The following is a 21,015-nucleotide window of genomic DNA, read 5'->3' on the forward strand; positions in this document are numbered from 1 at the left end:
TGGACCGGGGGGATATGGTGGCGGTCGTCACTGCCCTGCATCGCTGGGAAGCGGACGGCACATGGGGGCAGGCACATGCTCGCTGACGGTCGCTGTCAGTAGCAGCATAGGGTTGCACGGGACTTACGCCGTCTTAGCCTGCGCCGAGGGTCAGCGGACGGTCCCTCGATAATCGAACATCTGCAGCAGCGGGGGATGGACACTCCTTTTCGTCCTGACGCTGCTATGAGCTACATTTCGTTACGCCAGAGCGCTCGTGCGATAAAGAAGGTTTGAAGGACAGCGACCACGCCGAAGCCCCCAAAGAATATCAGTGTTGGCGCTGTATGAGTAAAAATCGTTCCCATAAAAATGGTCGCAGCGAAGGCGATCCAACACGGAATGCCAATAAACATTGTGAGCCGCTTCACCCAGCGCGGCTGCACCTTCCACTGAAAGCTATACCAACCCATGTCGCCAATATGCACGGACACCTGCGCCGCGCAATGCTTTCCCGCACTCTTACAATGCCCTTACACAATGCTTACGAGCGGCGTATAAGAACTAACCTTGCAGGGCGTAAGCTGCTGTGTTTGCTAGGAAGGGGGTGGTGGACGCACTTGGGCTCGAACCAAGGACCCGCTGATTAAGAGTCAGCTGCTCTACCAACTGAGCTATGCGTCCACACTGGCCTATAAGCGATCCGCTGGGGGATCGAACCTGCATCAGGCCGATGCAGGATTTGGTGGACGCACTTGGGCTCGAACCAAGGACCCGCTGATTAAGAGTCAGCTGCTCTACCAACTGAGCTATGCGTCCATTCCGTTGCCGGTCAGTCTTGGTGGCTGATCGCTTCGGTGTGGGCGGGCTGTTAGCAGGCACATTTGATTCTGCAAACAGTAAATTGCGTTATCGCACAATTTTTTCTCGATCGACCGCTCAGGCCCAGTTGCCGATGCGCGTGGTGCGCTTGGTCGAGCGGTCGATCGACATGATGATGCCCACGCACAGCATGACGGTCAGCATCGACGAACCGCCATAGGACATGAAGGGCAGGGGGATGCCGACCACGGGCGCAAGGCCCATGACCATCATCAGGTTGATCGCCATGTAGAAGAAGATGGTGGTGGTGAGGCCTGCCGCGACTAGGCGCGCGAACTTGTCGGGCGTGCGCAGCGACACGCGGATGCCCCAGCGGAACAGCAGCATGAAGGCGCCGATCAGGAACACGCCACCGGCCATGCCCCATTCCTCCGCCATGGTGGCGAAGACGAAGTCGGTATGGCCTTCGGGCAGATATTGGAGATGGCTCTGCGTGCCCTGCAGGAAGCCCTTGCCCCAGATGCCGCCCGATCCGATCGCGATCTTCGACTGGCTGATATGGTAGCCTGCGCCCAGCGGATCGCTTTCCGGGTCCATGAAGATCAGGACGCGCTTTTTCTGATAGTCATGCAGGAAGCTGAAGGCGATCGGGATGATCGCGGCGACGGTGAGGCCGGAACCGATGAACAGGCGCAGCGGCAGGCCGGCGAGGAACATGACGGTGATACCGCCGGCCAGGATCATCGTGGCAGTGCCCAAATCCGGCTGTACCAGCACCAGTGCCCAGGGAACGCCGATCAGCACCAGAGCGGGCCAGATGGCGTTCCAGCGGCGGATTTCCCCCACTGGCAGCATCGCATAGAAGCGGGCGACCGCGAGCACGATGATCGGCTTCATGAATTCCGACGGTTGCAGCTGCATGAAGCCCAGGTTGATCCAGCGCTGGCTGCCGCCGGCGACGCCGCCGATCAGTTCCACCAGCACCAGCGACACCAGCACCGCGCCATAGGCGGGGAAGGCAAAGCGGGCGAACAGCTCCAGCGGGATGCGGCTGAGCACCAGCGCCATGACGGCGAAGATGACGAAGCGCACCCCCTGATTGATGGCCCAGGGGGTGATGCTGCCGCCCGCGGCGCTGTAGAGCACGAGCGTCCCGAACAGGGCGATGGCGGCAAGCAGGCCCAGCACGCGCCAGGGAAATTCGGTGACGGACTGGGGTATGATGCTCATTACGGGTTTCCAGGGCCGGGGGGCGCGGGCAGGTCGTCGCCATCATCGGGCTCAGCCGATGACGGGGCCGGTGATGGCGGGCTGGCGGCGGGCGTGCTGGCGGTCGGCGCGGTCGCATTTGCCGCCTCGCTGCCATTGGCGGAGGCGCCCGGTGGCGGCGCCTGTCCCTTCTCGATCGCCTTGGCCAGGCGGAAGGCGGCCATCTGCCGGGCCTGGCGTTCGGCCGGGGTGCCGCCCCAGCCCTTTTCCAGCGTGACCAGCTTCTCCATCGCCTTCTGCGGATCGAACAGATAGGACATGGTATCGCTGGCGATCATCGGCGCATCTTCGTTGCGGATGGTGTGGCCGCCATGTTCGATGATGCAGGCGATGGCGTAACGGGGATTGTCGAACGGTGCGAAGCCCTGGAACAGGGCGTGGTCGCGCAGCTTGAAGGGCAGGCCGGCATTGCCGCGCACGCCGCCAGCGCGCTCCGCCATGGTGATGCGACGCACCTGCGCGGTGCCGGTCTTGCCGGCGATCAGCACATTGGGAATGCTCATCCGCGCCGCGCCGCCGGTGCCGCCGCCATTGACCACCGCGCTCATCGCGTCGCGGATCGTCACCAGATGCTCCTCGGGCACGCCGACCAGTGCCGGCTCGGGCCGGGCCGCGCCATGCAGGAAATTGGGCATCAATTGCCGTCCGGTCGCCAGCCGCGCCGCCATCACCGCCATCTGCAGCGGGTTGATGAGCATATAGCCCTGGCCGATGGTCGCGTTGACGGTGTCGTACACCTGCCATTTCTGGTTATATTTCTTGAGCTTCCACGCCGGGTCTGGGACCGTGCCATAGCTTTGGCTGGGGAAGGGCAGGTCGAAACGCTGGCCCATGCCGACGCGCCGGGCCATGCTGGCGATCCGGTCCATGCCGATCCGCTGGGCCATCTGGTAGAAATAGATGTCGCAGCTCTGGGCGATCGCGCCGCGCATGTTGAGCGGGCCATGGCCGCGCTTCTTGTGGCAGTGGAACAATGTGTTGCCGACGCGGATCGCGCCGCCGCAACTGACCGTCTCGGCCGGCGATACGCCCGCCTCCAGCAATGCCAGTGCCACCATCGGCTTGACCGTCGATCCGGGCGGGTAGAGGCCCTGCAGCACCTTGTTGCGCAGCGGGACATGGTCGTCCTTCGACAGCATTTCCCATTCCAGATGGCTGATGCCGTCGGAAAAGCTGTTGGGGTCGAAGCTGGGCATCGACGCGCAGGCGAGCACGTCGCCATTGTGGCAGTCGATCACCACCACCGCGCCGCTCTGGGTGGCGAGGCGCCGGCCGGCATATTCCTGCAGGCCAGCGTCGATCGTCAGCTTGATCGGATTGCCGGGCGTGTCCGGGCGGGTGGTGAGTTCGCGCACGATCTTGCCGCGCGCGGTGACTTCCACCCGCTTGGCGCCGGGCTTGCCGGTCAGATGCTCGTCATAGGCGCGCTCCAGCCCGTCCTTGCCGACCTTGAAGCCCGGCGTGATGAGCAGCGGATCCTTGCGCTTCTTATAGTCTTCCGCGGTCGCCGCGCCGACATAGCCGAGCAGATGGCCGACCGTGGCGCCGGCCGGATAATGGCGCGAAAAGCCCTGGCTCGGCGCGACGCCGGGCAGGTCGGTCAGGCGGACGGAGACGGCAGCGAACTGGTCATAGGTCAGCTTGTCGGCGACCTGGACCGGGCGGAAGCCGGCCGACTTGTCCAGTTCCTCCTTGATCCGCTCGACATCGTCGGGCTGGAGCGAGAGGAGTTGCGCCAGATGGCCCACCGTCGCTTCGGCATCGACGATCCGCTGCGGGATCAGGTCGACGCGGAAATCGGTGCGGTTATTGGCCAGCGGCCGACCGTTGCGATCGACGATCCAGCCGCGCCGGGGCGGGATCAGCGTCAGGTTGACGCGATTGCTTTCCGACAGGAGCTGATATTTCTCGTTCTCGGCAATGCTGATCCAGCCCATGCGGCCGACCAGCAGCGCGCCGATTGCGCCCTGCAGCCCGCCGACCACCATGGCCCGGCGGCTGAAGGTGAAACTCTGGGTGGCTTCGGTGACGATCTTGCGCTTGGGCGTCGGGAATTTCATGCCATCACGCGCCAGCGGTCGATCCGGGCGCATTGCCGGACGACGAAGGGAAAGAGCAATATCGTCCAGAGCATTTGGGGCGCGACCAGCAACAGTTTCACAGGACCTCCGCCGGTAATTCGCGCAAAGAAGACGCCGCCGGCCAGGCAGAAGATAATCGCCATGGTCGCGATTAACCAGTCCTGACGATAGCTGCGCCAGACGAGCCGATGCTCGATCGCGTCGATGCCGATCAGCATCACGGTCCACAGGAACATGGCCGAGCCGATCGGCTGGCCGCTCATCATGTCGTCGAACAGGCCGAGCGGCAGGCCGACCCAGGCGCGCCACAATTCCGGGCGCAGCAGCCGCCAGGCCAGCAGGACCAGCAGGCCGAAGGGCGGCATCGCCGGCGACTGGGCAATGACGGGCAGGATCGTCAGCATCGACCCCAGCATCACGGTCACCACCGGCGTTCCCGCCAGGCGCCAGCGCGACGGATGGCGGCCCAGGCGGGGAACCGGCGGCAGATTGCGATCGATCATGGCGTCGCGGCGTTCCCGGCGGCCAGGCCATTGGGGTCGCTGGTCGCGGCCACGCCCGGATCGGGGCGAGTCACGATCTGCTCGAAGGCGCGCTCCACCACCACGGCATCGACCTTGGTCGGGTTGGCGAGCGGCACGCCATAGGCGATCTCGCCCTGGACGCGGACGACCACGGCGACCGGGATATTGGGCTGGAAGATGCCGCCAATGCCCGACGTCACCAGCAGGTCACCCGGCTTGAACGGATTGCGACCGGCCGCCAGTGCGCGGATCTCCAGCGATCCGTCGCCGCCGCCGGTGGAAATGGCGGGGACATTGTCGTTGGCGCGGCGCACCGGCACGATATTGCTCGTGTCGGTCAGCAGCAGCACTTCGGCGGTGTTGGGCGTGGTGGTATGGACGCGGCCGATCAGCCCCTCGGCCGCGCGCACCGGCATGCCCGGACGCACACCCTGCCAGCTGCCGGCATTGAGCCGGGCGAAGCGACGCGCGCTGCTGGCGGACGAACTGATGAGGCGCGCCGACAGCAGCGCGCTGCTGTCGACATCGACCAGCTTCAACAGCTTCTTGAGCCGCGCATTTTCCTGCGCGATGCCCTTCGCCTCGATGATCCGGTTGCGATCGGCCTCGACCTGACGGCGCAGGCCGACATTCTGGGAACCGGCGCGCCAATAGGCGGCCAGAACCTCGTCGATCGAGCTGACGCCGCTCACCGTCCGCTTCATGCCGGTGGACAGGGGGCGGGTGATTTCCGCCGTCCCTGTCCGGATCGCGGCAAAGCCGGTCGGATCGAAGATGGCGACAACGATCAGCAGCAGCGCGATCGCTGCCCCGGCCATTGCCACCACATAGCTGGCGAAGAGGCTATATTGCGCCTTCCGGTTATGACCGGGGCGTCGGCTGGGTGGCCGCGCCATCGTCTATGTCCCCCGGATCAGGCAGTCTGCAACACGCCCCGGAAGATCGGATCCTCCATCGCGCGGCCGGTGCCGATCGCGACGCAGGTCAGCGGATCTTCCGCGATGGTGACCGGCAGGCCGGTCTCGTCGCGCAGTTCATCGTCCAGCCCCTTGAGCAGCGCGCCGCCGCCGGTCAGGACGATGCCCTGATCGACAATGTCGGCCGCCAGTTCGGGCGCGGTGTTTTCCAGGGCGATGCGCACGCCTTCGACGATCGTGCTGATCGGCTCGGCCAGTGCGTCGGCGATCTGGCCCTGGTTGATGCTGATTTCCTTGGGCACGCCGTTGACGAGGTCGCGACCCTTGATGTGGATCGTCTCGCCGACGCCGTCTTCGGGCGGCTGGGCGACGCCGAACTGCTTCTTGATGCGTTCGGCAGTGGCTTCGCCGATCAGCAGATTATGGTGGCGACGCACGAAGCTGACGATCGCTTCGTCCATCTTGTCGCCGCCGACGCGGACCGAGGTGGTGTAGGCCAGGCCGCGCAGCGACAGCACCGCGACTTCGGTGGTGCCGCCGCCAATGTCGACAACCATCGAGCCGATCGGTTCGGTCACCGGCATGTCGGCGCCGATCGCGGCGGCCATCGGTTCCTCGATCAGGAACACCTGGCTGGCGCCGGCATTGCTGGCGGCGTCGCGGATGGCGCGGCGCTCGACGCTGGTCGAACCCGACGGCACGCAGATCACGATCTCGGGCGCGCGCCAGGGGCTGTGCTTGCCGCCATGCACCTTGTTGATGAAATGCTTGATCATCTGCTCGGCCACGTCGATGTCGGCGATGACGCCGTCGCGCAGCGGGCGGATCGCCTCGATCGAATCCGGGGTCTTGCCCATCATCAGCTTGGCATCGTCGCCGACCGCCTTGACGCGCTTGACGCCGTTCAGCGTCTCGACCGCGACCACGGAAGGTTCATTGAGGACGATGCCGCGGCCACGGACATAGACCACGGTGTTGGCGGTACCCAGGTCGATGGCCATGTCCTGGGAGGAAAATTTGAAGAGGCGCGAGAAGATCGACATGCTTCATCCTGTTTCGCCCGGTTGCGCCGGGACGGCAGTGTTCGTGTCCGCGCTCCGTCCCGCCCAAATCTATGCTGGAATATTTTTGGGGTCGCGGCTCGCGGAAAGCGCTCGCTTGGGCTAGTCACTAATCAATGTCAATACGCCGTCTGCCCGAACATCTGGTCAATCGCATTGCCGCAGGCGAAGTGGTCGAAAGACCCGCCAGCGCGCTCAAGGAAATCGTCGAAAACGCGCTGGATGCCGGCGCGACGCGCATCGCCGTGCGCCTGTCGAGCGGTGGGCTCGACCGGATCGAGGTCAGCGATGACGGCTGTGGCATGGATTCGCAGGACATGGCCCTGGCGCTGGAGCGCCATGCCACCTCCAAGATGCCCGACGATGCGATCGAGAATGTCGCGACGCTGGGGTTCCGGGGCGAGGCGCTGCCCTCGATCGCCTCGGTCGCGCGCCTGTCGATCGACAGCCGGCCGCGTGGCGCCGACGGCTGGAACCGCACCGTCGACAATGGCGTGCTGGTGGCCGAAGGGCCGGCCGCGCTGCCGCCGGGCACCCGCGTCACCGTCGACCAGCTCTTTGCCAGGGTGCCCGCGCGGCGCAAATTCCTGCGCTCGGCCAAGTCGGAATATGCTGCCTGCCTCGACGTCATGCGTCGCCTCGCCATGGCCCATCCGTCGGTCGCCTTCTCGGTCGAGCATGATGGCCGCCGGGTGCTGGGCGTGCAGGCGGGCGAGGCGCGCGAGGAGCGGGTCGCCGCGCTCACCGACCGGCAGCTGGCCGACAATCATGTGATCGTCAGCCTGGAGCGGGACGGGGTGCAGCTTTCCGGCGTCGCCTCGCTGCCGACCTACAATCGGGGCGTGGGCGATCATCAATATCTGTTCGTCAATGGCCGCCCGGTCCGCGACCGGCTGCTGATCGGCGCGCTGCGCGGCGCCTATGCCGACATGCTGGCGCGCGATCGCCATCCGGTCGTCGCCCTGTTCCTCGACGTCCCGCCGCTGGAGGTGGACGTCAATGTCCACCCCGCCAAGACCGAGGTGCGTTTCCGCGACCCGGCGCTGATTCGCGGCATGATCGTCTCGGGCCTGCGCCGTGCCCTTGACGCAGAGGGTTTCCGCGCCGTCCAGCATGCCGATCCGGCCGCGCTCAACGCCTGGAGGCCCGAACCGCTGTCGCCCACACCGATCGGCGCCATGCCGATCTTCGAGGCGGCGGCCACGCCCTATGCGCCGCCCAGCTACAGCCAGTTCGCGCCATCCTCGCCCGCCGGCTATCAGGGGGTAGGGGATCGACGGCCGAATTTCCTGACCCCGCCGCCCCAGGCGCGGGCCGAACCCGCCGCCGCGCCCGCCCCCGAAGGGCACAGCTTCCCGCTGGGCGTCGCCCGCGGTCAGGTCGCGCGCACCTATATCGTCGCCGAGGCCGAGGATGGGCTGGTCATCGTCGACCAACATGCCGCGCATGAGCGGCTGACCCTGGAACGGATGCGCCGGGCGATGGAGGGGCAGGGCGTGGCGTCGCAGGCGCTGCTGCTGCCCGAGGTGGTCGAACTGGACGAGCCGGCCTGCGACCGGCTGGAGGCGCGGGTCGCCGAACTCAAGGAATTCGGCCTGGAACTGGAGCGCTTCGGTCCCTCGGCCATGCTGGTGCGCGCCACCCCGGCGATGCTGGGGCAGGGCGATGTGCAGGGGCTGGTCTCCGACCTGGCCGACGATCTTGCCGCCTATGACAGCGCCTTGTCGCTCAAGGAACGGCTCGATCTGGTCGCCGCGACCATGGCCTGCCACGGCTCGGTCCGCGCCGGTCGTATCCTGAGCGTCGCGGAAATGAACGCCCTGCTGCGCGAAATGGAGGTGACCCCGCGATCTGGCCAATGCAACCATGGCCGGCCCACCTGGGTGAAGCTCGGCCATGGCGATATCGAGAAATTGTTCGGGCGGAAGTGACGGCCTGGCGTCAGTGCCAGGCTGTCCCCAGTAATGCCAGCCATCCGCGCGCATCCGCCTGGTTTGCGGGCCTGGGCGCGCCATAGCCGCGGCATTCCAGGCAGTCGGCGCGCACGCCCGCGCCGCTCACCAGCCCGCGCACATCGGCGACGGCCTGCAGCGCCCAGCGCTGTTGCAGCTTTGCTTCGCGGCCGATCAGGTCGCGCGGGGCGCCGGCATCATCCTTCTCGCGGTCGGCGATCGACTGGATGAACTCGGCGAACTTGTCCGGCTGCTTCTCGATCCAGTAGGGCTTGGCCTTGGCCGGATCGATCTTGGCGCGGCGGGCCGCCTCGGCGATCGCGTCGTTGAGGTCGCCGAACCGGTCAATGAGGCCGATCTGGCGGGCGGTGCCGCCATCCCAGACGCGGCCCTGGGCGATGGTGTCGATCTGCGCCGGCGTCTTGTGCCGGGCCTGCGCAACCAGGCCGACGAAGCGACGATAGATATCCTCGACCCCCATCTGCATGATCTGGTCGAATTGCGGCGTGGTGCCGCCGGCAATGTCGGGCTGGCCCGACAAGGGCGTGGTGCGCACGCCGTCGGTGGTGATGCCCATCTTGGCCAGCGTGCCCTCGAAGCTCGGGATGATGCCGAACACGCCGATCGATCCGGTGATGGTGTCGGGTTCGGCAAAGACGATGTCGGCCGGGGTCGAGACCCAATAGCCGCCGCTCGCCGCGACATTGCCCATCGACACGACGATCGGCAGGCCGCCGGACTTGGCCTCCATGATGGCGCGGCGGATCTTCTCCGACGCCTGCACCGATCCGCCCGGCGAATCGACGCGCACGACCAAGGCCTTCAAGTCCTTCTCGTCCAGGGCCTTCAACAGCAGGTCGGAAATCGTGTCGCCCGCCGCAGTGCCGGGGCCGGCCTCGCCATCGACAATATCGCCGGCCACGGTCAGCACGCCGATCTGCCCGTCATTGGCGGGCTTCCTGGCCTTTACATAGGCGGCATAGTCGATCGCGGCATAATCGGTCTCGTCCTTGTCGGACGGATCGCCGGCAACCTTGGCGACGCGCTCTTCAAAGGCTTCCTGATCGCCCAGATGATCGACCAGCCCGGCGGTCAGCGCAGCCTTGGCCATGTCACCGCCGGCGGCGCTGGCGGCGGCGGCGGGATCGGCGGCATAGGCCGCGACCTTGGCCTTCGGGCGCGCCTTGGTCACGTCATCCTGCCAGTTCTGCCACAGCGCGCCAGCCAGTTCCTGATTGGCCTGCTTGGCCGCGGGCGACTGGTCGGCGCGGATATAGGGTTCGACGAAGCTCTTGTAGGTGCCGACGCGATAGACATGGGTGTTGACGCCCAGTTTGTCGATCAGCCCCTTGTAATAGAGGCCGGAGCCGCCGCGCCCGGCGATGGCGACGCCACCCATCGGATCGACCCAGGCTTCGCTGGCATGGGCCGCGAGCTGATAGCTGTCGTCGCTATAGAGGGTGGCAAAGGCGAAGACCGGCTTCTTGGCGGCGCGCACCGCGTCCAGCGCCTTGCCGACGCGGGCGATCGCGACCTGGCCGCCGCCGGTGAAATCGTCGAGGTCGAGCACAACCGCCTTCACCTTGTCGTCGGTGCGGGCGGCGTCGAGCGCGGTCAATATGTCGGACAGGCGATATTCCTTCGCCTGGTCGCCCGAGCCCGACAGGATGGCGGTGGCGCTGACCTCGGCCGGCTGTTCGACGATGCTGCCGTCAAGGTCGAGCAGCAGCGCGCCGCTGCCGATCGGCTTGGCCGGCTTGGGCGAGAAGGACAGGGCGGCATAGAGCAGCCCGAAGAAGAGCAGGAGGAACAGGAGCACCAGTCCGTCCTTGATCGCGACCAGGATGCGCCACGCGCCCTTCACAAATGCCAAATCGCCGTTCCTTTTCCGTTGGTCGTCCCGAGCTATCGCATCGCCGGTTTGACTGCAATGTGGGCTTGTCCTGACCCGCGACAAGCTTGCGCCCATAATTTTGCCCGCTATGGCAGGCGCATCTTTCGCCCCTATCGTGCAGGAGACACGCCCGATGCCCACGCTCGTCCTCATCCGCCATGGTCAGTCGACCTGGAACCTGGAAAACCGCTTCACCGGCTGGTGGGATGTGGACGTGACCGAAAAGGGCGTGGAAGAGGCACGCGCCGCCGGTCGCCTGCTCAAGGAAAAGGGGCTGGATTTCGACCAATGCTATACCTCGGTCCAGAGCCGCGCGATCAAGACGTTGAACCTGGTGCTGGAGGAAATGGGGCGGCTGTGGCTGCCGGTCGAGAAGGACTGGCGCCTGAATGAACGCCATTATGGCGGCCTGACCGGCCTCAACAAGGCCGAGACCGCGGCCAAGCATGGCGATGCGCAGGTGAAGATTTGGCGCCGCAGCTTCGACGTTCCGCCGCCGGTACTGGAAGCCGGCAGCGAGTTCGACCTGTCGAAGGACCGCCGCTATGACGGCATCGCCATCCCGTCGACCGAAAGCCTGAAGGACACGATCGCCCGCGTGCTGCCCTATTGGGAATCGGTCATCGCGCCCGACCTGAAGGCTGGCAAGCGCGTCGTCATCTCCGCCCATGGCAATTCGCTGCGCGCGCTGGTCAAGCATCTGTCGAACATCCCCGACGACGAGATCACCGAACTGGAAATCCCGACCGGCCAGCCGATCGTCTATGAACTGGCCGACGATCTGACCGCGACCGATCGCTATTATCTGTCGGAACGCTGATCCTCCCCGGCACGGGGAGGGGGACCGCGCCGCGAAGCGGCGTGGTGGAGGGGCACGCGCCCTCTTGCGCTTCTCTTCTTCCCCTGTGTCAGGCGGCACCTGCCCCTCCGTCAGGCCTTTGGCCTGCCACCTCCCCTGAAGGGGAGGAATAGCATTGCCCCTTGGCGGCCCGGCCGCTAAGGGGCTTTGCTTTCCGGGCAGGCCGGTGGGCCGCTCCATCAGGGGAAGCGATTTATGAGCGGGGCAGTGGAAGTCGGCATCATCATGGGCTCGCGCTCCGACTGGGAGACGATGCGTCATGCCGCCGAGACGCTGGAAGCGCTGGGCGTCGCCCATGAGTGCAAGGTCGTGTCCGCCCATCGCACCCCGCAGCGCCTCTATGATTATGCCACCAGCGCCGCTGGCCGCGGCCTCAAGGTCATCATCGCCGGTGCCGGTGGTGCCGCCCATCTGCCCGGCATGGCCGCATCGATGACCCGCCTACCGGTGCTGGGCGTGCCGGTGGAGTCCAAGGCATTGAAGGGCATGGATTCGCTGCTCTCCATCGTCCAGATGCCCGGTGGCATCCCGGTCGGCACGCTGGCCATCGGCAAGCCCGGCGCGATCAATGCCGGCCTGCTTGCCGCGTCGATCCTGGCGACGCATGACGATGCACTGGCCGAGCGGCTGGATGCCTGGCGCGCGCGCCAGACCGACGCCGTCGCCGAAACCGTCGAGGACTGATCCCGATCATGACGACCATTGCCCCCGGCGCCACCATCGGCATCCTTGGCGGCGGCCAGCTTGGCCGGATGATCGCCATGGCCGCGGCCCAGCTTGGCTATCGCACCCATATCTACGCGCCCGAGGAAAGCGGCCCCGCCGCCGATGTCTCGCCGAGCTGGACCCAGGGCGCCTATGAGGATGCCGCCGCGCTCGCCGCCTTTGCCGAGGGCGTCGATGTCGTCACCTATGAGTTCGAGAATATCGATCCGTCGGCGGTCGAGGTGCTGGCGAGCCATGGGCTGGTCCGTCCCGGCGCCGGTGCGCTGCGCGTCGCGCAGGATCGTCTGGCCGAAAAGCGCTTCGTCGCCGATCTGGGCGGCCTGACCGCGCCGTTCGCGCCGGTCGACAGCCTGGACGATCTGGAAACCGCGATCGAGACGATCGGCAGTCGCGCGATCCTCAAGACCAACCGCATGGGCTATGACGGCAAGGGCCAGGCCCGGATCAACGAGCCGGGCGACGCGGTCGGCGCCTGGAACGCGATCGGTCGCCAGCCCGCGATCCTCGAAGGCTTCGTGACCTTCGATCGGGAATATTCGGTGATCCTGGTGCGCGGCGCCGATGGCGCGGTGCGCTTCTGGGATTCGGCCGCCAACGTCCATGTCGACGGCATCCTCGCCACTTCGACCGTGCCGGCCGGATCGCTGATCGAGGGGCAGTTGCCCGCCGCCCGCGCGCTCGCCAAGCAGGTTGCCGATGCGCTCGACTATGTCGGCGTGCTGACGCTGGAATTCTTCGCCAGCGCCGACGGCCCGGTGTTCAACGAAATGGCGCCGCGCGTCCATAATAGCGGCCACTGGACGACTGAGGGCGCGCTCACCAGTCAGTTCGAAAACCATGTCCGCGCGATCTGTGGCCTGCCGCTCGGCGACACGGGGCTGGCCGCCCGGCAGGTCGAGATGCGCAACCTGATCGGCGACGATGCGACGGAATGGCTGGCGATCCTGTCCGACCCGGAAAATCACCTTCACCTCTATGGCAAGCATGAGGCGCGTCCGGGCCGCAAGATGGGGCATGTGACGCGGTTGTCGCTTTAATCTATTCACGTCGTCATCCCCGCGAAGGCGGGGATCCATCTCACGCGTTCGCCCCATCGGCTTGGTTCGGTGATGGATTCCCGCCTGCGCGGGAATGACGAAATTTTTTGGCGGAGGAAGCGCGATCATGAGCGAGCAGCCGGACATCGTCCTGATCCTGGCCCGCGCCGACAATGGTGTGATCGGCCGGGATGGCGACCTACCCTGGCGGCTGCCGGCCGACCTCAAGCATTTCAAGGCGCTGACCGCCGGCCATCCGATGCTGATGGGGCGCAAGACGTTCGACAGCCTGCCCGGCCTGCTGCCCGGCCGTCGCCATATCGTGCTGACCCGCGATCCGGAATGGACGGGCGAGGGGGCGGAGGTCGCCCATGATGTCGACGCGGCGATCGCGCTGGCCGCTGCGCCGGTGCTGATGGTGATCGGCGGCGCGGAAATCTATCGGCTGTTCCTCGATCGGGCCGACCGGATCGAACTGACCGAGGTGCATGTTGACGCCGAAGGCGAGACCCATATCGCCTATCCCGATCCGGCGGACTGGCGCGAAACGGCGCGTGCGGATCATCCCGCGCTGGACGGGCGGCCGGCCTACAGCTTCGTGACCTTCGCACGGGTCTGAAAGCGGGGCGTGATCCATTGCCACGCCCTGTGTGTCACCCTATAGCCCCGGCCATGGAGCGGCTTACCAGCAATGCCCCGATCCCTGCGCATCTGCGCGGCGGCGTCATGGCGCTTGGCAATTTCGACGGCTTTCATGCCGGCCATCAGGCGGTGGTCGGCCGCGCGATCGCGCGTGCGCGGGCGGAGGGGCGGCCGGCGATCGTCGCCACCTTCGATCCGCATCCCATGCGCCTGTTCCAGCCCGATACGCCGCCCTTTCGCCTGACCACGCTGGACCAGCGCCAGGCGCTGTTCGCGGCTGCCGGCGCCGACGCGATGCTGGTGTTCGACTTCACCCGTGAACTCGCCGCGCTCGACCCGGCCGGCTATGTCCGGTTGCTGGTGGAGCAACTGGGCGTCGCCGCCGTCGTCACGGGCGAGGATTTCACCTTCGGCAAGGGCCGCAGCGGCACGATCGCCAGCTTCGCCGAACTGGGTCTGCCGGCCGAAGCGGTCGCACCGGTCATGGACGCGGAGGGAGTTATCAGCTCCAGCCGCATCCGCGCCGCATTGCAGGCCGGCGATTGCGCCACCGCCACCCGCCTGTTGACGCGCCCCTTCACGATCCAGGGCATGGTCCAGCATGGCGACAAGCTCGGCCGCACCATCGGCTTCCCGACCGCCAATATCGACCTTGGCCCTTATCTGCGCCCGGCCTTCGGCATCTATGCCGTGCGCGGGCTGCTGGCCGATGGCCGGGTGCTGGATGGCGCCGCCAATCTCGGCATCCGCCCGACCTTCGATCCGCCCAAGCTGCTGCTGGAGCCGCATTTCTTCGATTTCGCCGAAAGCCTCTACGACCAGAGCATCGAGGTGCAGTTGATCCACTATCTTCGGCCGGAGGCGAAATATGACGGCCTCGACCCGCTGATCGCGCAGATCGCACGCGACTGCGACGACGCACGGCAAATCCTTGCGGGAACGCCTTACCTCGCGTAGGGCGACGCTTCCACTTTTCCCGTTCGTGTCGAGCGAAGTCGAGACACGCGGCCGAGCGGAGCCGAGGCCCGGTTAGAGCCCTCGCTTCCCTCGGGCCGGCCCTTCGACTTCGCTCAGGGCGAACGGATTCATAAACTTGCACGGACATTCGATGACCGACCAGCCCGATTACAAATCCACCGTCTTCCTTCCCGTCACCGACTTCCCGATGAAGGCCGGCCTCGCGCAGAAGGAACCGGCGATTGCCGCGCGCTGGGCGGCGATGGACCTTTACGGCAAGCTGCGCGAGAAGCGCGCCGGCCGCGAGCGCTTCATCCTGCATGATGGCCCGCCCTACGCCAATGGCGACATCCATATGGGCCATGCGATGAACAAGGTGCTCAAGGACATCATCGTCCGCAGCCAATCGCTGCTGGGCAAGGATGCGCCCTATGTGCCCGGCTGGGACTGTCACGGCCTTCCGATCGAATGGAAGATCGAGGAGGAATATCGCAAGAAGAAGATGAACAAGGACGAGGTGCCCGCGTCCGAGTTCCGCGCCCAGTGCCGCGCCTATGCCGACAAATGGGTGGATGTGCAGAAGGAGCAGTTCAAGCGCCTGGGCGTGATGGGCGACTGGGCCGATCCCTATCTGACCATGAAGTTCGACGCCGAGGCGACGATCGTCGGTGAACTGCTGAAATTCGCGGAAAGCGGCCAGCTTTATCGCGGCGCCAAGCCCGTCATGTGGTCCCCGGTCGAAAAGACCGCGCTGGCCGAGGCGGAAGTGGAATATGAGGACATCACGTCCACCCAGATCGACGTGGCGTTCGAGATCGTGGAAGCGCCGAACGCGCCGGAACTGGTCGGCGCGCATGCGGTGATCTGGACGACGACGCCCTGGACGATCCCGGTCAACCAGGCTTTGGCCTATGGGCCTGAGATTAAATATCTCGGGGTTAAACTAAGCCACGAGGATCAGCGCATTTTCTTGGTCGCTGAAAATTTGGTTTCGGATTTCAAGAAACGACTGAATCCCGTCGACTTCGCAGAAACCGGCGGGACTGCAGGAATTTTTTGGGAAGGCACTGGCAAAGACCTCGCTGGCGCCGTCGCGCGTCACCCGATGCACGCGCTTGGCGGCTTTTTCGCTAAGCCTCGCCCGTTGCTCTCGGGCGATTTCGTCACGACCGACGCGGGTACCGGCCTCGTCCATATGGCGCCCGATCATGGCGAGGACGACTTCGCCCTGTGCAAGGCGAACGGCCTGAACCCCGTCTTCGCGGTCGAGGGGGACGGGAAGTATCGCGCCGACTGGCTGTGGCTGGGCGGGCAAGGGTCGGTCATCAACCCCAAATTCGTCGGCAAGGATGGCCCGATCTGCACCGATCTGCGCGAAGCGGGCGCGCTGCTCGCCGCGTCGGACGATTTCAAGCACAGCTATCCGCATAGCTGGCGCTCCAAGGCGAAGATCATCTTCCGCTGCACCCCGCAATGGTTCATCCCGATGGACAAGCCGCAGGAAGGCGTGGTGGCCGATGTCGATGGCGGCGTGATGCCGACGCCGATCGTCACCGGCAACGGCCCGACCCTGCGCGAGATCGCGCTCGACGCGATCGAGCATACGCGCTGGGTGCCCGAGCGTTCGACCAACCGCATCCGTTCGATGGTGGAAGGTCGCCCCGACTGGGTGATCAGCCGCCAGCGCGCCTGGGGTGTGCCGATCGCGCTCTATGTTCATCGCAAGACTGGCGACTATCTTGTTGATCCGGCAGTCAATGCCCGCATCATTGAGGCGTTCAAAGGCGCCGGTGCGGATGCCTGGTTCGGCGCCGATCATCAGGCGCTGCTCGGCCCCGATTATGACCTTAACGACTATGAAGTCGTGAACGACATTCTCGACGTCTGGTTCGATAGCGGCTCGACCCACAGTTTCGTGGTCGAGGGCCGCTATGGCGAGGGCACCCGCGCTGACCTCTATATCGAAGGGTCGGACCAGCATCGTGGCTGGTTCCAGTCGTCGCTGCTGGAAAGCTGCGGCACCCGTGGCCAGGCCCCCTACAAGGCGGTGCTGACCCATGGCTTCGCGCTCGACGGATCGGGCAAGAAGATGTCCAAAAGCCTTGGCAATGTCGTCGATCCGCTCAAGATCATGGCCGAAAGCGGCGCCGATATCCTGCGCGTCTGGGTCGCAAGCACCGACTATTTCGATGACGTCCGCATCGGCAAGGAAGTGCTGGCCGGTTCGTCCGACGCCTATCGCAAGCTGCGCAACACCTTCCGCTACATGCTCGGCGCCCTGTCCGACTATGATGAGAGCGAGGCGGTGTCCTATGCCGAGATGCCGGAGCTGGAGCGCTATATGCTCCATCGCCTGGCACAGCTCGACGCGGAACTGCGCGCGGTGGTCGACAAGGCGGCGAAGAGCGAGAATTGGCTGGAATTCAGCCGCTACACCCGCGCGATCTTCGATTTCGCGAACAGTGACCTCAGCGCCTTCTTCTTCGATATCCGCAAGGACTGCCTCTATTGCGATGCGAAGTCGGACCCCAAGCGTCGCGCCTATCGCACCTTGCTGGATACGTTGTTCCACGCGCTGGTCCGCTATGTCGCGCCGATCATCCCCTTCACCGCTGAGGAAGTATGGCAGAGCCGCTTCCCAAGTGACGAGGATAGCGTCCATTTCCTGGAATGGCCGGAGGTCGACCATCGCTGGATCAACCAGCATCTGAACGACAAGTGGGCGGAGCTGCGCGACCAGCGCGAGCAGGTCAACGAGGCGATCGAACCCTTCCGCCGCGAGAAGGTGATCCGCTCCAGCCTGGAGGCCGATGTCACCATGGGCGAATTGCTGCCCAGCGACGGTGTGAACTTCGCCGAAATCGCCATCGTCGCCCGGATCGAGATGGGCGTGGGCGACGGCATCATCGTCAAGCCCAGCGAGTGGCACAAATGCGGCCGTTGCTGGCGCCTGCTGCCCGAGGTCGAGGAAGATGGCACGCTGTGCAACCGCTGTGACGAGGTATTGAAGGCATGAGTGCCATCAATCACCGCCCGCTGGGGCTGACGGTCGCGATCGTCACCCTCGCGCTCGACCAACTGGTCAAATATACCGTCACCTATCCGCTCGCGCTGAAGAGCCGGGCGGATGCGGGGATCGAGATATTGCCCTTCTTCCGCCTGCGCTGGCTGGAAAATCCCGGCGTCTCGATGGGTTTCTTCCATGCCGACAATAACACGACGCGCTGGATGCTGGTCGGCATGACCATGTTGATCGCCGGCTTCGTGGGCGTGTGGATGTGGCGCGAAAAGGCGCGGTCGGACGTCGCGGCGCTCGGCCTGGTGCTGGGCGGCGCAATCGGCAATATCGTTGACCGGATGCGGCTGGGCTATGTCGTCGACTATGCCGACCTGCATTTCGGCGAATGGCGCCCCTTCCTGATTTTCAACCTGGCCGACGCGGCCATCACGTTCGGCGTGCTGATCCTGCTTGCGCGGGCGCTGCTGCTGCGCGAGAAGGGCGCAAAGACGGAGACCCTGAAGTAATGCGTAAACTGATCCTCGCCGCCGGCCTTGTTGCAACCCTGTCGGCGTGCGGCGGCGGCGGTAACGGCCTGCTCAATCGTGGCCGTCCCGACGAGTTCGCTGTGACGCGCCAGGCGCCGCTGGTCGTGCCGCCCGATTTCGCGCTGGTCCCGCCCGCGCCGGGCACTCCGGCCGCTGCCACGGTCGATTCGAGCCGCGCCGCACAGGAAGCGCTGTTCGGCGGTCCGGCCCCGCGCAGCGCATCGGAAAGCGCGGCGCTGAACTCGGCCGGTCGTGGCACCGCCGCCGCTGGCATCCGCTCGCAGGCGGGTGATCCGGGCACCGAAGTGGTCGACAAGGGCGCCACCACCCGCGACATCATCGCTGCGCCGGAAGGCGACGGCCAGGACGCCCGCGCCGCCACCGGCACGCAGACGACCCCGCCGCAGCAATAATCTAGGAGGAAGGGGGCGCCTGATCGTCCCCTTCCGCAAAGGCCTTGAGCCGGGCGAGCGTGCCATCCCATTGCGCGCCGACCCGGCCGAGCCAGTCCTGCGCCGCCGCAACCGCCTCCCGGCGCAGCGCGAAATGCACTTCCCGCCCTTGCTTGCGTCTGCGCACCAGTCCGGCGCCGTGCAGCACATCCAGATGCTTGGCCACCGCCTGACGGCTGATCGGCAGGCCTTCGCCCAGTTGCACAATCGAGCGCCCATTGCCGTCGCCCAACCGCGCGATGAGCCCCAGGCGCGTGGTATCGCCCAGTGCGGCGAAAATCTCAGCCGGTGACATGGTCGCGGATATTCTTCACCTGTTCCGCCCAGCCGCCGTCATTGTCGCGCATGACATTGGTCCGGCGCGGTTCGGGCACCGCATCGAACCCGCTTTCGGTGACGGTCAGGCGGGTGCCGCCGTTGATCGGCTCCAGCACGAACTCCACCAGCGTCCATTCAGGCACCGGCACGCCGCTCTCCATCAGCGCCTTGTCGCCGCCGGTCGCGGGCCACTCATAGGCAAAACGGGTCATCGGCTCGATCGCCACGACCCGCGCCTGCCAGCGATACGCCTCATAGCCCGGATAGGTCATGTGTCCGGTCGAGGGCTGGCCGATGGCGAAGGGCTGGTCGAGCGCGACGCGGAACCAGGTGCCGAATTGCGCATGGTCGGTCAGGGCGTCCCATACCCGCTCCACTGGTGCGGCGATGTCGATCGTCTTGATGATGCTGTCGGTCATGATAGGCAACCTCCTGATTGCCTATATGCGCCTCAAGACGGGGATATGCAACTATATGGTTGCTCTATGGCGGTCCGCCAGCGTAGCGGATCGAGGCTCGTCCGGTCGCCCGCACGGGCAGATACAGGCCCTGGCCATGGGCGCTGATCTGGCCGATTTCCGTGCTGTCCAAATTGGTGCGGATACGGAAATGCGGCGTTTTGCGTTCGCCGATGGCCCGCCGGATCTTGCCCTTCAACTCCTCCAGATCATGGGTGAAATTCTGGCTGAGCGCGCCAGCGATGGCGGCGGAAAAGGCGGGGCTTCCCGCCAGCGCGATCAGGATGTCGCCGCCAATCCCGTCGCTGGTGCCGGTCACCTGCAGATCCTCGAAATGGACCAGTGCCGAATTGGGCTGGTTGACCGGGCGGGCGGTCAGCCAGACGGTGCCATGGGTGTCTCCTACCTTGCCGCTTGCCGGACGCGCCGCGAGCGTGACGCCTACCGCAATGCAGTTGCCCGTTGTGCCATAGGCGGTCAGCTTGTCGAAGCGCGCGATGATAGGGCCTAGCTTTGGCAAATCGAACGGGCGCGCGGCGCGCTTGTGCAGGGCGCGCAGGATGACCGGCTCCAGCTGCGCATAATCGGCCCGCACCGGCAGGAAGAAATGCAGCGCGTCATTGATCGGCGCACGCGCGGGCGGTGGCAGTCCGGTTGGCTGCGGATCGACCGGCCGGTCGCCGACCACGGTTTCGGTCAGCGCCTCTATTCCCAGTCGGAAGCGCAGTTGCGCGCCGCTGTTGCCATAGCCGTCGAACAGGAAGCGTTGCGGCGTGATGCGCATCCACACCGGCGGATCATGGTCGTTGAGCGAAAGGCTGGTGAAGGCCGCGCGCCATAGGCGCTCGATCTTGCTGCGCAGGTCGAGCTTGGCCAGTTCGCGCGGCAATTGTCGTTCGAGGTCGCGCAGGACCGGCGCGATCTTGCGGTCGACCTTGTCGGCGAAGGTGATGCGCTGGCCGAGGAAATCGATGCCGGGCGTCTGCGTCCAGTCATAGCTGAGCTTCAGCGTGCCGTGAGGGCGCCACTGGTCATCGATGCCGAGCTGAAGCCGGGCATGGGCCATGGCGTCGCCGGTGGCGGTCTCGCCCTTCAGCAATCCGGCAATGTCACGCGCGCTGAACTGCGCATGGATCGGGATGTCGGCGATCAGGTCGCGCCCATTGCCGCGCAGGCGGATTGCGCCGCGCGTAACTTCACCGATGATATGGCAGTCGATCGGCGGCGTCACCCTGATCTGCTTGCCGAGCAATTTGACCCGCTTGGGCTGGACGCAGCGCGTGCCTGGCCGGTCGATGCGCCAGAGTTGGCGCGGCATGGCCCGCTCGATCGCCTGGGCAATCAGGGCGCGGTCGATTTCCACCGGGACACTGATGATCGAAGATGCGCTGGTCGCCGGCACCGGATCATTGGCGCGCGGCGGCGGCTCCACCGCCTGTTTCTGCGAACAGGCGGCGAGCAGCGGCAGGAGCAGCAGCCAGCGATGATGTCGACCCGGCAATGCTCTGCCCAACCGCCTTC

The 21,015-nt window shown here is 65.8% G+C and carries 19 protein-coding genes and 2 tRNA genes; 9 read left to right on the forward strand and 12 right to left on the reverse strand.

The window, feature by feature from the left end; all coding sequences use genetic code 11:
- Positions 1–230: 230 nt before the first annotated feature.
- The 8 genes from E5554_RS13725 to E5554_RS13760 all read right to left on the reverse strand — a co-directional run bounded on the left by E5554_RS13725 (position 231) and on the right by E5554_RS13760 (position 6,635).
- Positions 231–473, reverse strand: a complete 243-nt coding sequence (locus tag E5554_RS13725) for a hypothetical protein (RefSeq protein WP_136187124.1) — start codon at positions 471–473, stop codon at positions 231–233.
- 114 nt (positions 474–587) lie between these two features.
- Positions 588–663: transfer RNA gene (locus tag E5554_RS13730), tRNA-Lys, on the reverse strand.
- Positions 664–722: 59 nt separating this feature from the next.
- Positions 723–798, reverse strand: a tRNA-Lys gene (locus E5554_RS13735).
- A gap of 120 nt (positions 799–918) precedes the next feature.
- Positions 919–2,031, reverse strand: coding sequence for a rod shape-determining protein RodA (rodA, locus tag E5554_RS13740; RefSeq protein WP_017499258.1), 1,113 nt, complete (start codon positions 2,029–2,031; stop codon positions 919–921).
- Positions 2,031–4,130 carry a penicillin-binding protein 2 gene (gene mrdA, locus E5554_RS13745; RefSeq protein WP_136187125.1) on the reverse strand — a complete coding sequence of 700 codons (2,100 nt, stop codon included), beginning with the start codon at positions 4,128–4,130 and terminating at the stop codon, positions 2,031–2,033. Before mrdA ends, rodA begins: the two co-directional genes overlap by 1 nt.
- Entirely contained in the window at positions 4,127–4,654 is a 528-nt protein-coding gene (mreD, locus tag E5554_RS13750; RefSeq protein ID WP_017499256.1) for a rod shape-determining protein MreD, read from the reverse strand. Before mreD ends, mrdA begins: the two co-directional genes overlap by 4 nt.
- Positions 4,651–5,571 carry a rod shape-determining protein MreC gene (mreC, locus tag E5554_RS13755; RefSeq protein ID WP_004212358.1) on the reverse strand — a complete coding sequence of 307 codons (921 nt, stop codon included), beginning with the start codon at positions 5,569–5,571 and terminating at the stop codon, positions 4,651–4,653. The genes mreD and mreC overlap by 4 nt, the downstream gene beginning before the upstream one ends.
- Positions 5,572–5,588: 17 nt before the next feature.
- Positions 5,589–6,635, reverse strand: coding sequence for a rod shape-determining protein (locus tag E5554_RS13760; protein WP_004212359.1), 1,047 nt, complete (start codon positions 6,633–6,635; stop codon positions 5,589–5,591).
- Between the two features lie 134 nt (positions 6,636–6,769).
- Between E5554_RS13760 and mutL the strand changes: the two genes are divergently transcribed.
- Positions 6,770–8,584 carry a DNA mismatch repair endonuclease MutL gene (gene mutL / locus E5554_RS13765; RefSeq protein ID WP_004212360.1) on the forward strand — a complete coding sequence of 605 codons (1,815 nt, stop codon included), beginning with the start codon at positions 6,770–6,772 and terminating at the stop codon, positions 8,582–8,584.
- A gap of 10 nt (positions 8,585–8,594) precedes the next feature.
- Here the strand turns inward: mutL and sppA are convergent, their stop codons facing one another.
- Positions 8,595–10,478, reverse strand: a complete 1,884-nt coding sequence (sppA, locus tag E5554_RS13770) for a signal peptide peptidase SppA (RefSeq protein WP_136187126.1) — start codon at positions 10,476–10,478, stop codon at positions 8,595–8,597.
- Between the two features lie 154 nt (positions 10,479–10,632).
- Here sppA and gpmA point away from each other — a divergent pair, with 154 nt between their 5' ends.
- From gpmA to E5554_RS13810, 8 genes are all read left to right on the forward strand, one after another.
- Positions 10,633–11,319, forward strand: a complete 687-nt coding sequence (gene gpmA, locus E5554_RS13775; protein WP_017499252.1) for a 2,3-diphosphoglycerate-dependent phosphoglycerate mutase — start codon at positions 10,633–10,635, stop codon at positions 11,317–11,319.
- A gap of 234 nt (positions 11,320–11,553) precedes the next feature.
- Positions 11,554–12,042, forward strand: a complete 489-nt coding sequence (purE, locus tag E5554_RS13780; RefSeq protein WP_026108770.1) for a 5-(carboxyamino)imidazole ribonucleotide mutase — start codon at positions 11,554–11,556, stop codon at positions 12,040–12,042.
- An 8-nt stretch (positions 12,043–12,050) separates the two neighbouring features.
- The gene (locus E5554_RS13785; RefSeq protein WP_136187127.1) at positions 12,051–13,121 is read left to right on the forward strand and encodes a 5-(carboxyamino)imidazole ribonucleotide synthase; all 1,071 of its coding nucleotides are present in this window, start codon (positions 12,051–12,053) and stop codon (positions 13,119–13,121) included.
- Positions 13,122–13,248: 127 nt separating this feature from the next.
- Positions 13,249–13,740, forward strand: a complete 492-nt coding sequence (locus tag E5554_RS13790; protein ID WP_136187128.1) for a dihydrofolate reductase — start codon at positions 13,249–13,251, stop codon at positions 13,738–13,740.
- Positions 13,741–13,793: 53 nt separating this feature from the next.
- Positions 13,794–14,720, forward strand: coding sequence for a bifunctional riboflavin kinase/FAD synthetase (locus tag E5554_RS13795; RefSeq protein WP_136187129.1), 927 nt, complete (start codon positions 13,794–13,796; stop codon positions 14,718–14,720).
- Positions 14,721–14,871: 151 nt separating this feature from the next.
- Positions 14,872–17,736, forward strand: a complete 2,865-nt coding sequence (gene ileS / locus E5554_RS13800; RefSeq protein ID WP_136187130.1) for an isoleucine--tRNA ligase — start codon at positions 14,872–14,874, stop codon at positions 17,734–17,736.
- Entirely contained in the window at positions 17,733–18,245 is a 513-nt protein-coding gene (lspA, locus tag E5554_RS13805; RefSeq protein ID WP_136187131.1) for a signal peptidase II, read from the forward strand. The genes ileS and lspA overlap by 4 nt, the downstream gene beginning before the upstream one ends.
- The gene (locus E5554_RS13810; RefSeq protein ID WP_004212371.1) at positions 18,245–18,679 is read left to right on the forward strand and encodes a DUF3035 domain-containing protein; all 435 of its coding nucleotides are present in this window, start codon (positions 18,245–18,247) and stop codon (positions 18,677–18,679) included. Before lspA ends, E5554_RS13810 begins: the two co-directional genes overlap by 1 nt.
- Position 18,680: 1 nt before the next feature.
- Here E5554_RS13810 and E5554_RS13815 read toward each other — a convergent pair whose 3' ends face one another.
- The 3 genes from E5554_RS13815 to E5554_RS13825 form a co-directional block, all read right to left on the reverse strand.
- Complete coding sequence (locus tag E5554_RS13815) at positions 18,681–19,013, reverse strand: metalloregulator ArsR/SmtB family transcription factor (protein WP_136187132.1); 333 nt, start codon at positions 19,011–19,013, stop codon at positions 18,681–18,683.
- Positions 19,000–19,455: an SRPBCC family protein gene (locus E5554_RS13820; protein WP_136187133.1), complete on the reverse strand. Its 456-nt coding sequence runs from the start codon at positions 19,453–19,455 to the stop codon at positions 19,000–19,002. Before E5554_RS13820 ends, E5554_RS13815 begins: the two co-directional genes overlap by 14 nt.
- A gap of 64 nt (positions 19,456–19,519) precedes the next feature.
- Positions 19,520–21,007 carry a DUF4403 family protein gene (locus tag E5554_RS13825; RefSeq protein WP_210729750.1) on the reverse strand — a complete coding sequence of 496 codons (1,488 nt, stop codon included), beginning with the start codon at positions 21,005–21,007 and terminating at the stop codon, positions 19,520–19,522.
- Between the last annotated feature and the right edge of the window lie 8 nt (positions 21,008–21,015).

The organism is Sphingobium sp. PAMC28499 (assembly GCF_004795815.1).
GTDB classification, from domain to species: Bacteria; Pseudomonadota; Alphaproteobacteria; order Sphingomonadales; family Sphingomonadaceae; genus Sphingobium; species Sphingobium yanoikuyae.

What these genes read in the sequence shown, in the direction of transcription:
- E5554_RS13795 (WP_136187129.1), top strand. Translation starts at nt 13,794, where the DNA reads ATGGAGCGGCTTACCAGCAATGCCCCGATCCCTGCGCATCTGCGCGGC.
- ileS (WP_136187130.1), top strand. Translation starts at nt 14,872, where the DNA reads ATGACCGACCAGCCCGATTACAAATCCACCGTCTTCCTTCCCGTCACC.
- E5554_RS13815 (WP_136187132.1), bottom strand. Translation starts at nt 19,013, where the DNA reads ATGTCACCGGCTGAGATTTTCGCCGCACTGGGCGATACCACGCGCCTG.
- mreD (WP_017499256.1), bottom strand. Translation starts at nt 4,654, where the DNA reads ATGATCGATCGCAATCTGCCGCCGGTTCCCCGCCTGGGCCGCCATCCG.
- E5554_RS13790 (WP_136187128.1), top strand. Translation starts at nt 13,249, where the DNA reads ATGAGCGAGCAGCCGGACATCGTCCTGATCCTGGCCCGCGCCGACAAT.
- gpmA (WP_017499252.1), top strand. Translation starts at nt 10,633, where the DNA reads ATGCCCACGCTCGTCCTCATCCGCCATGGTCAGTCGACCTGGAACCTG.
- rodA (WP_017499258.1), bottom strand. Translation starts at nt 2,031, where the DNA reads ATGAGCATCATACCCCAGTCCGTCACCGAATTTCCCTGGCGCGTGCTG.
- lspA (WP_136187131.1), top strand. Translation starts at nt 17,733, where the DNA reads ATGAGTGCCATCAATCACCGCCCGCTGGGGCTGACGGTCGCGATCGTC.
- E5554_RS13760 (WP_004212359.1), bottom strand. Translation starts at nt 6,635, where the DNA reads ATGTCGATCTTCTCGCGCCTCTTCAAATTTTCCTCCCAGGACATGGCC.
- mutL (WP_004212360.1), top strand. Translation starts at nt 6,770, where the DNA reads ATGTCAATACGCCGTCTGCCCGAACATCTGGTCAATCGCATTGCCGCA.
- mreC (WP_004212358.1), bottom strand. Translation starts at nt 5,571, where the DNA reads ATGGCGCGGCCACCCAGCCGACGCCCCGGTCATAACCGGAAGGCGCAA.
- E5554_RS13810 (WP_004212371.1), top strand. Translation starts at nt 18,245, where the DNA reads ATGCGTAAACTGATCCTCGCCGCCGGCCTTGTTGCAACCCTGTCGGCG.
- mrdA (WP_136187125.1), bottom strand. Translation starts at nt 4,130, where the DNA reads ATGAAATTCCCGACGCCCAAGCGCAAGATCGTCACCGAAGCCACCCAG.
- purE (WP_026108770.1), top strand. Translation starts at nt 11,554, where the DNA reads ATGAGCGGGGCAGTGGAAGTCGGCATCATCATGGGCTCGCGCTCCGAC.
- E5554_RS13820 (WP_136187133.1), bottom strand. Translation starts at nt 19,455, where the DNA reads ATGACCGACAGCATCATCAAGACGATCGACATCGCCGCACCAGTGGAG.
- E5554_RS13785 (WP_136187127.1), top strand. Translation starts at nt 12,051, where the DNA reads ATGACGACCATTGCCCCCGGCGCCACCATCGGCATCCTTGGCGGCGGC.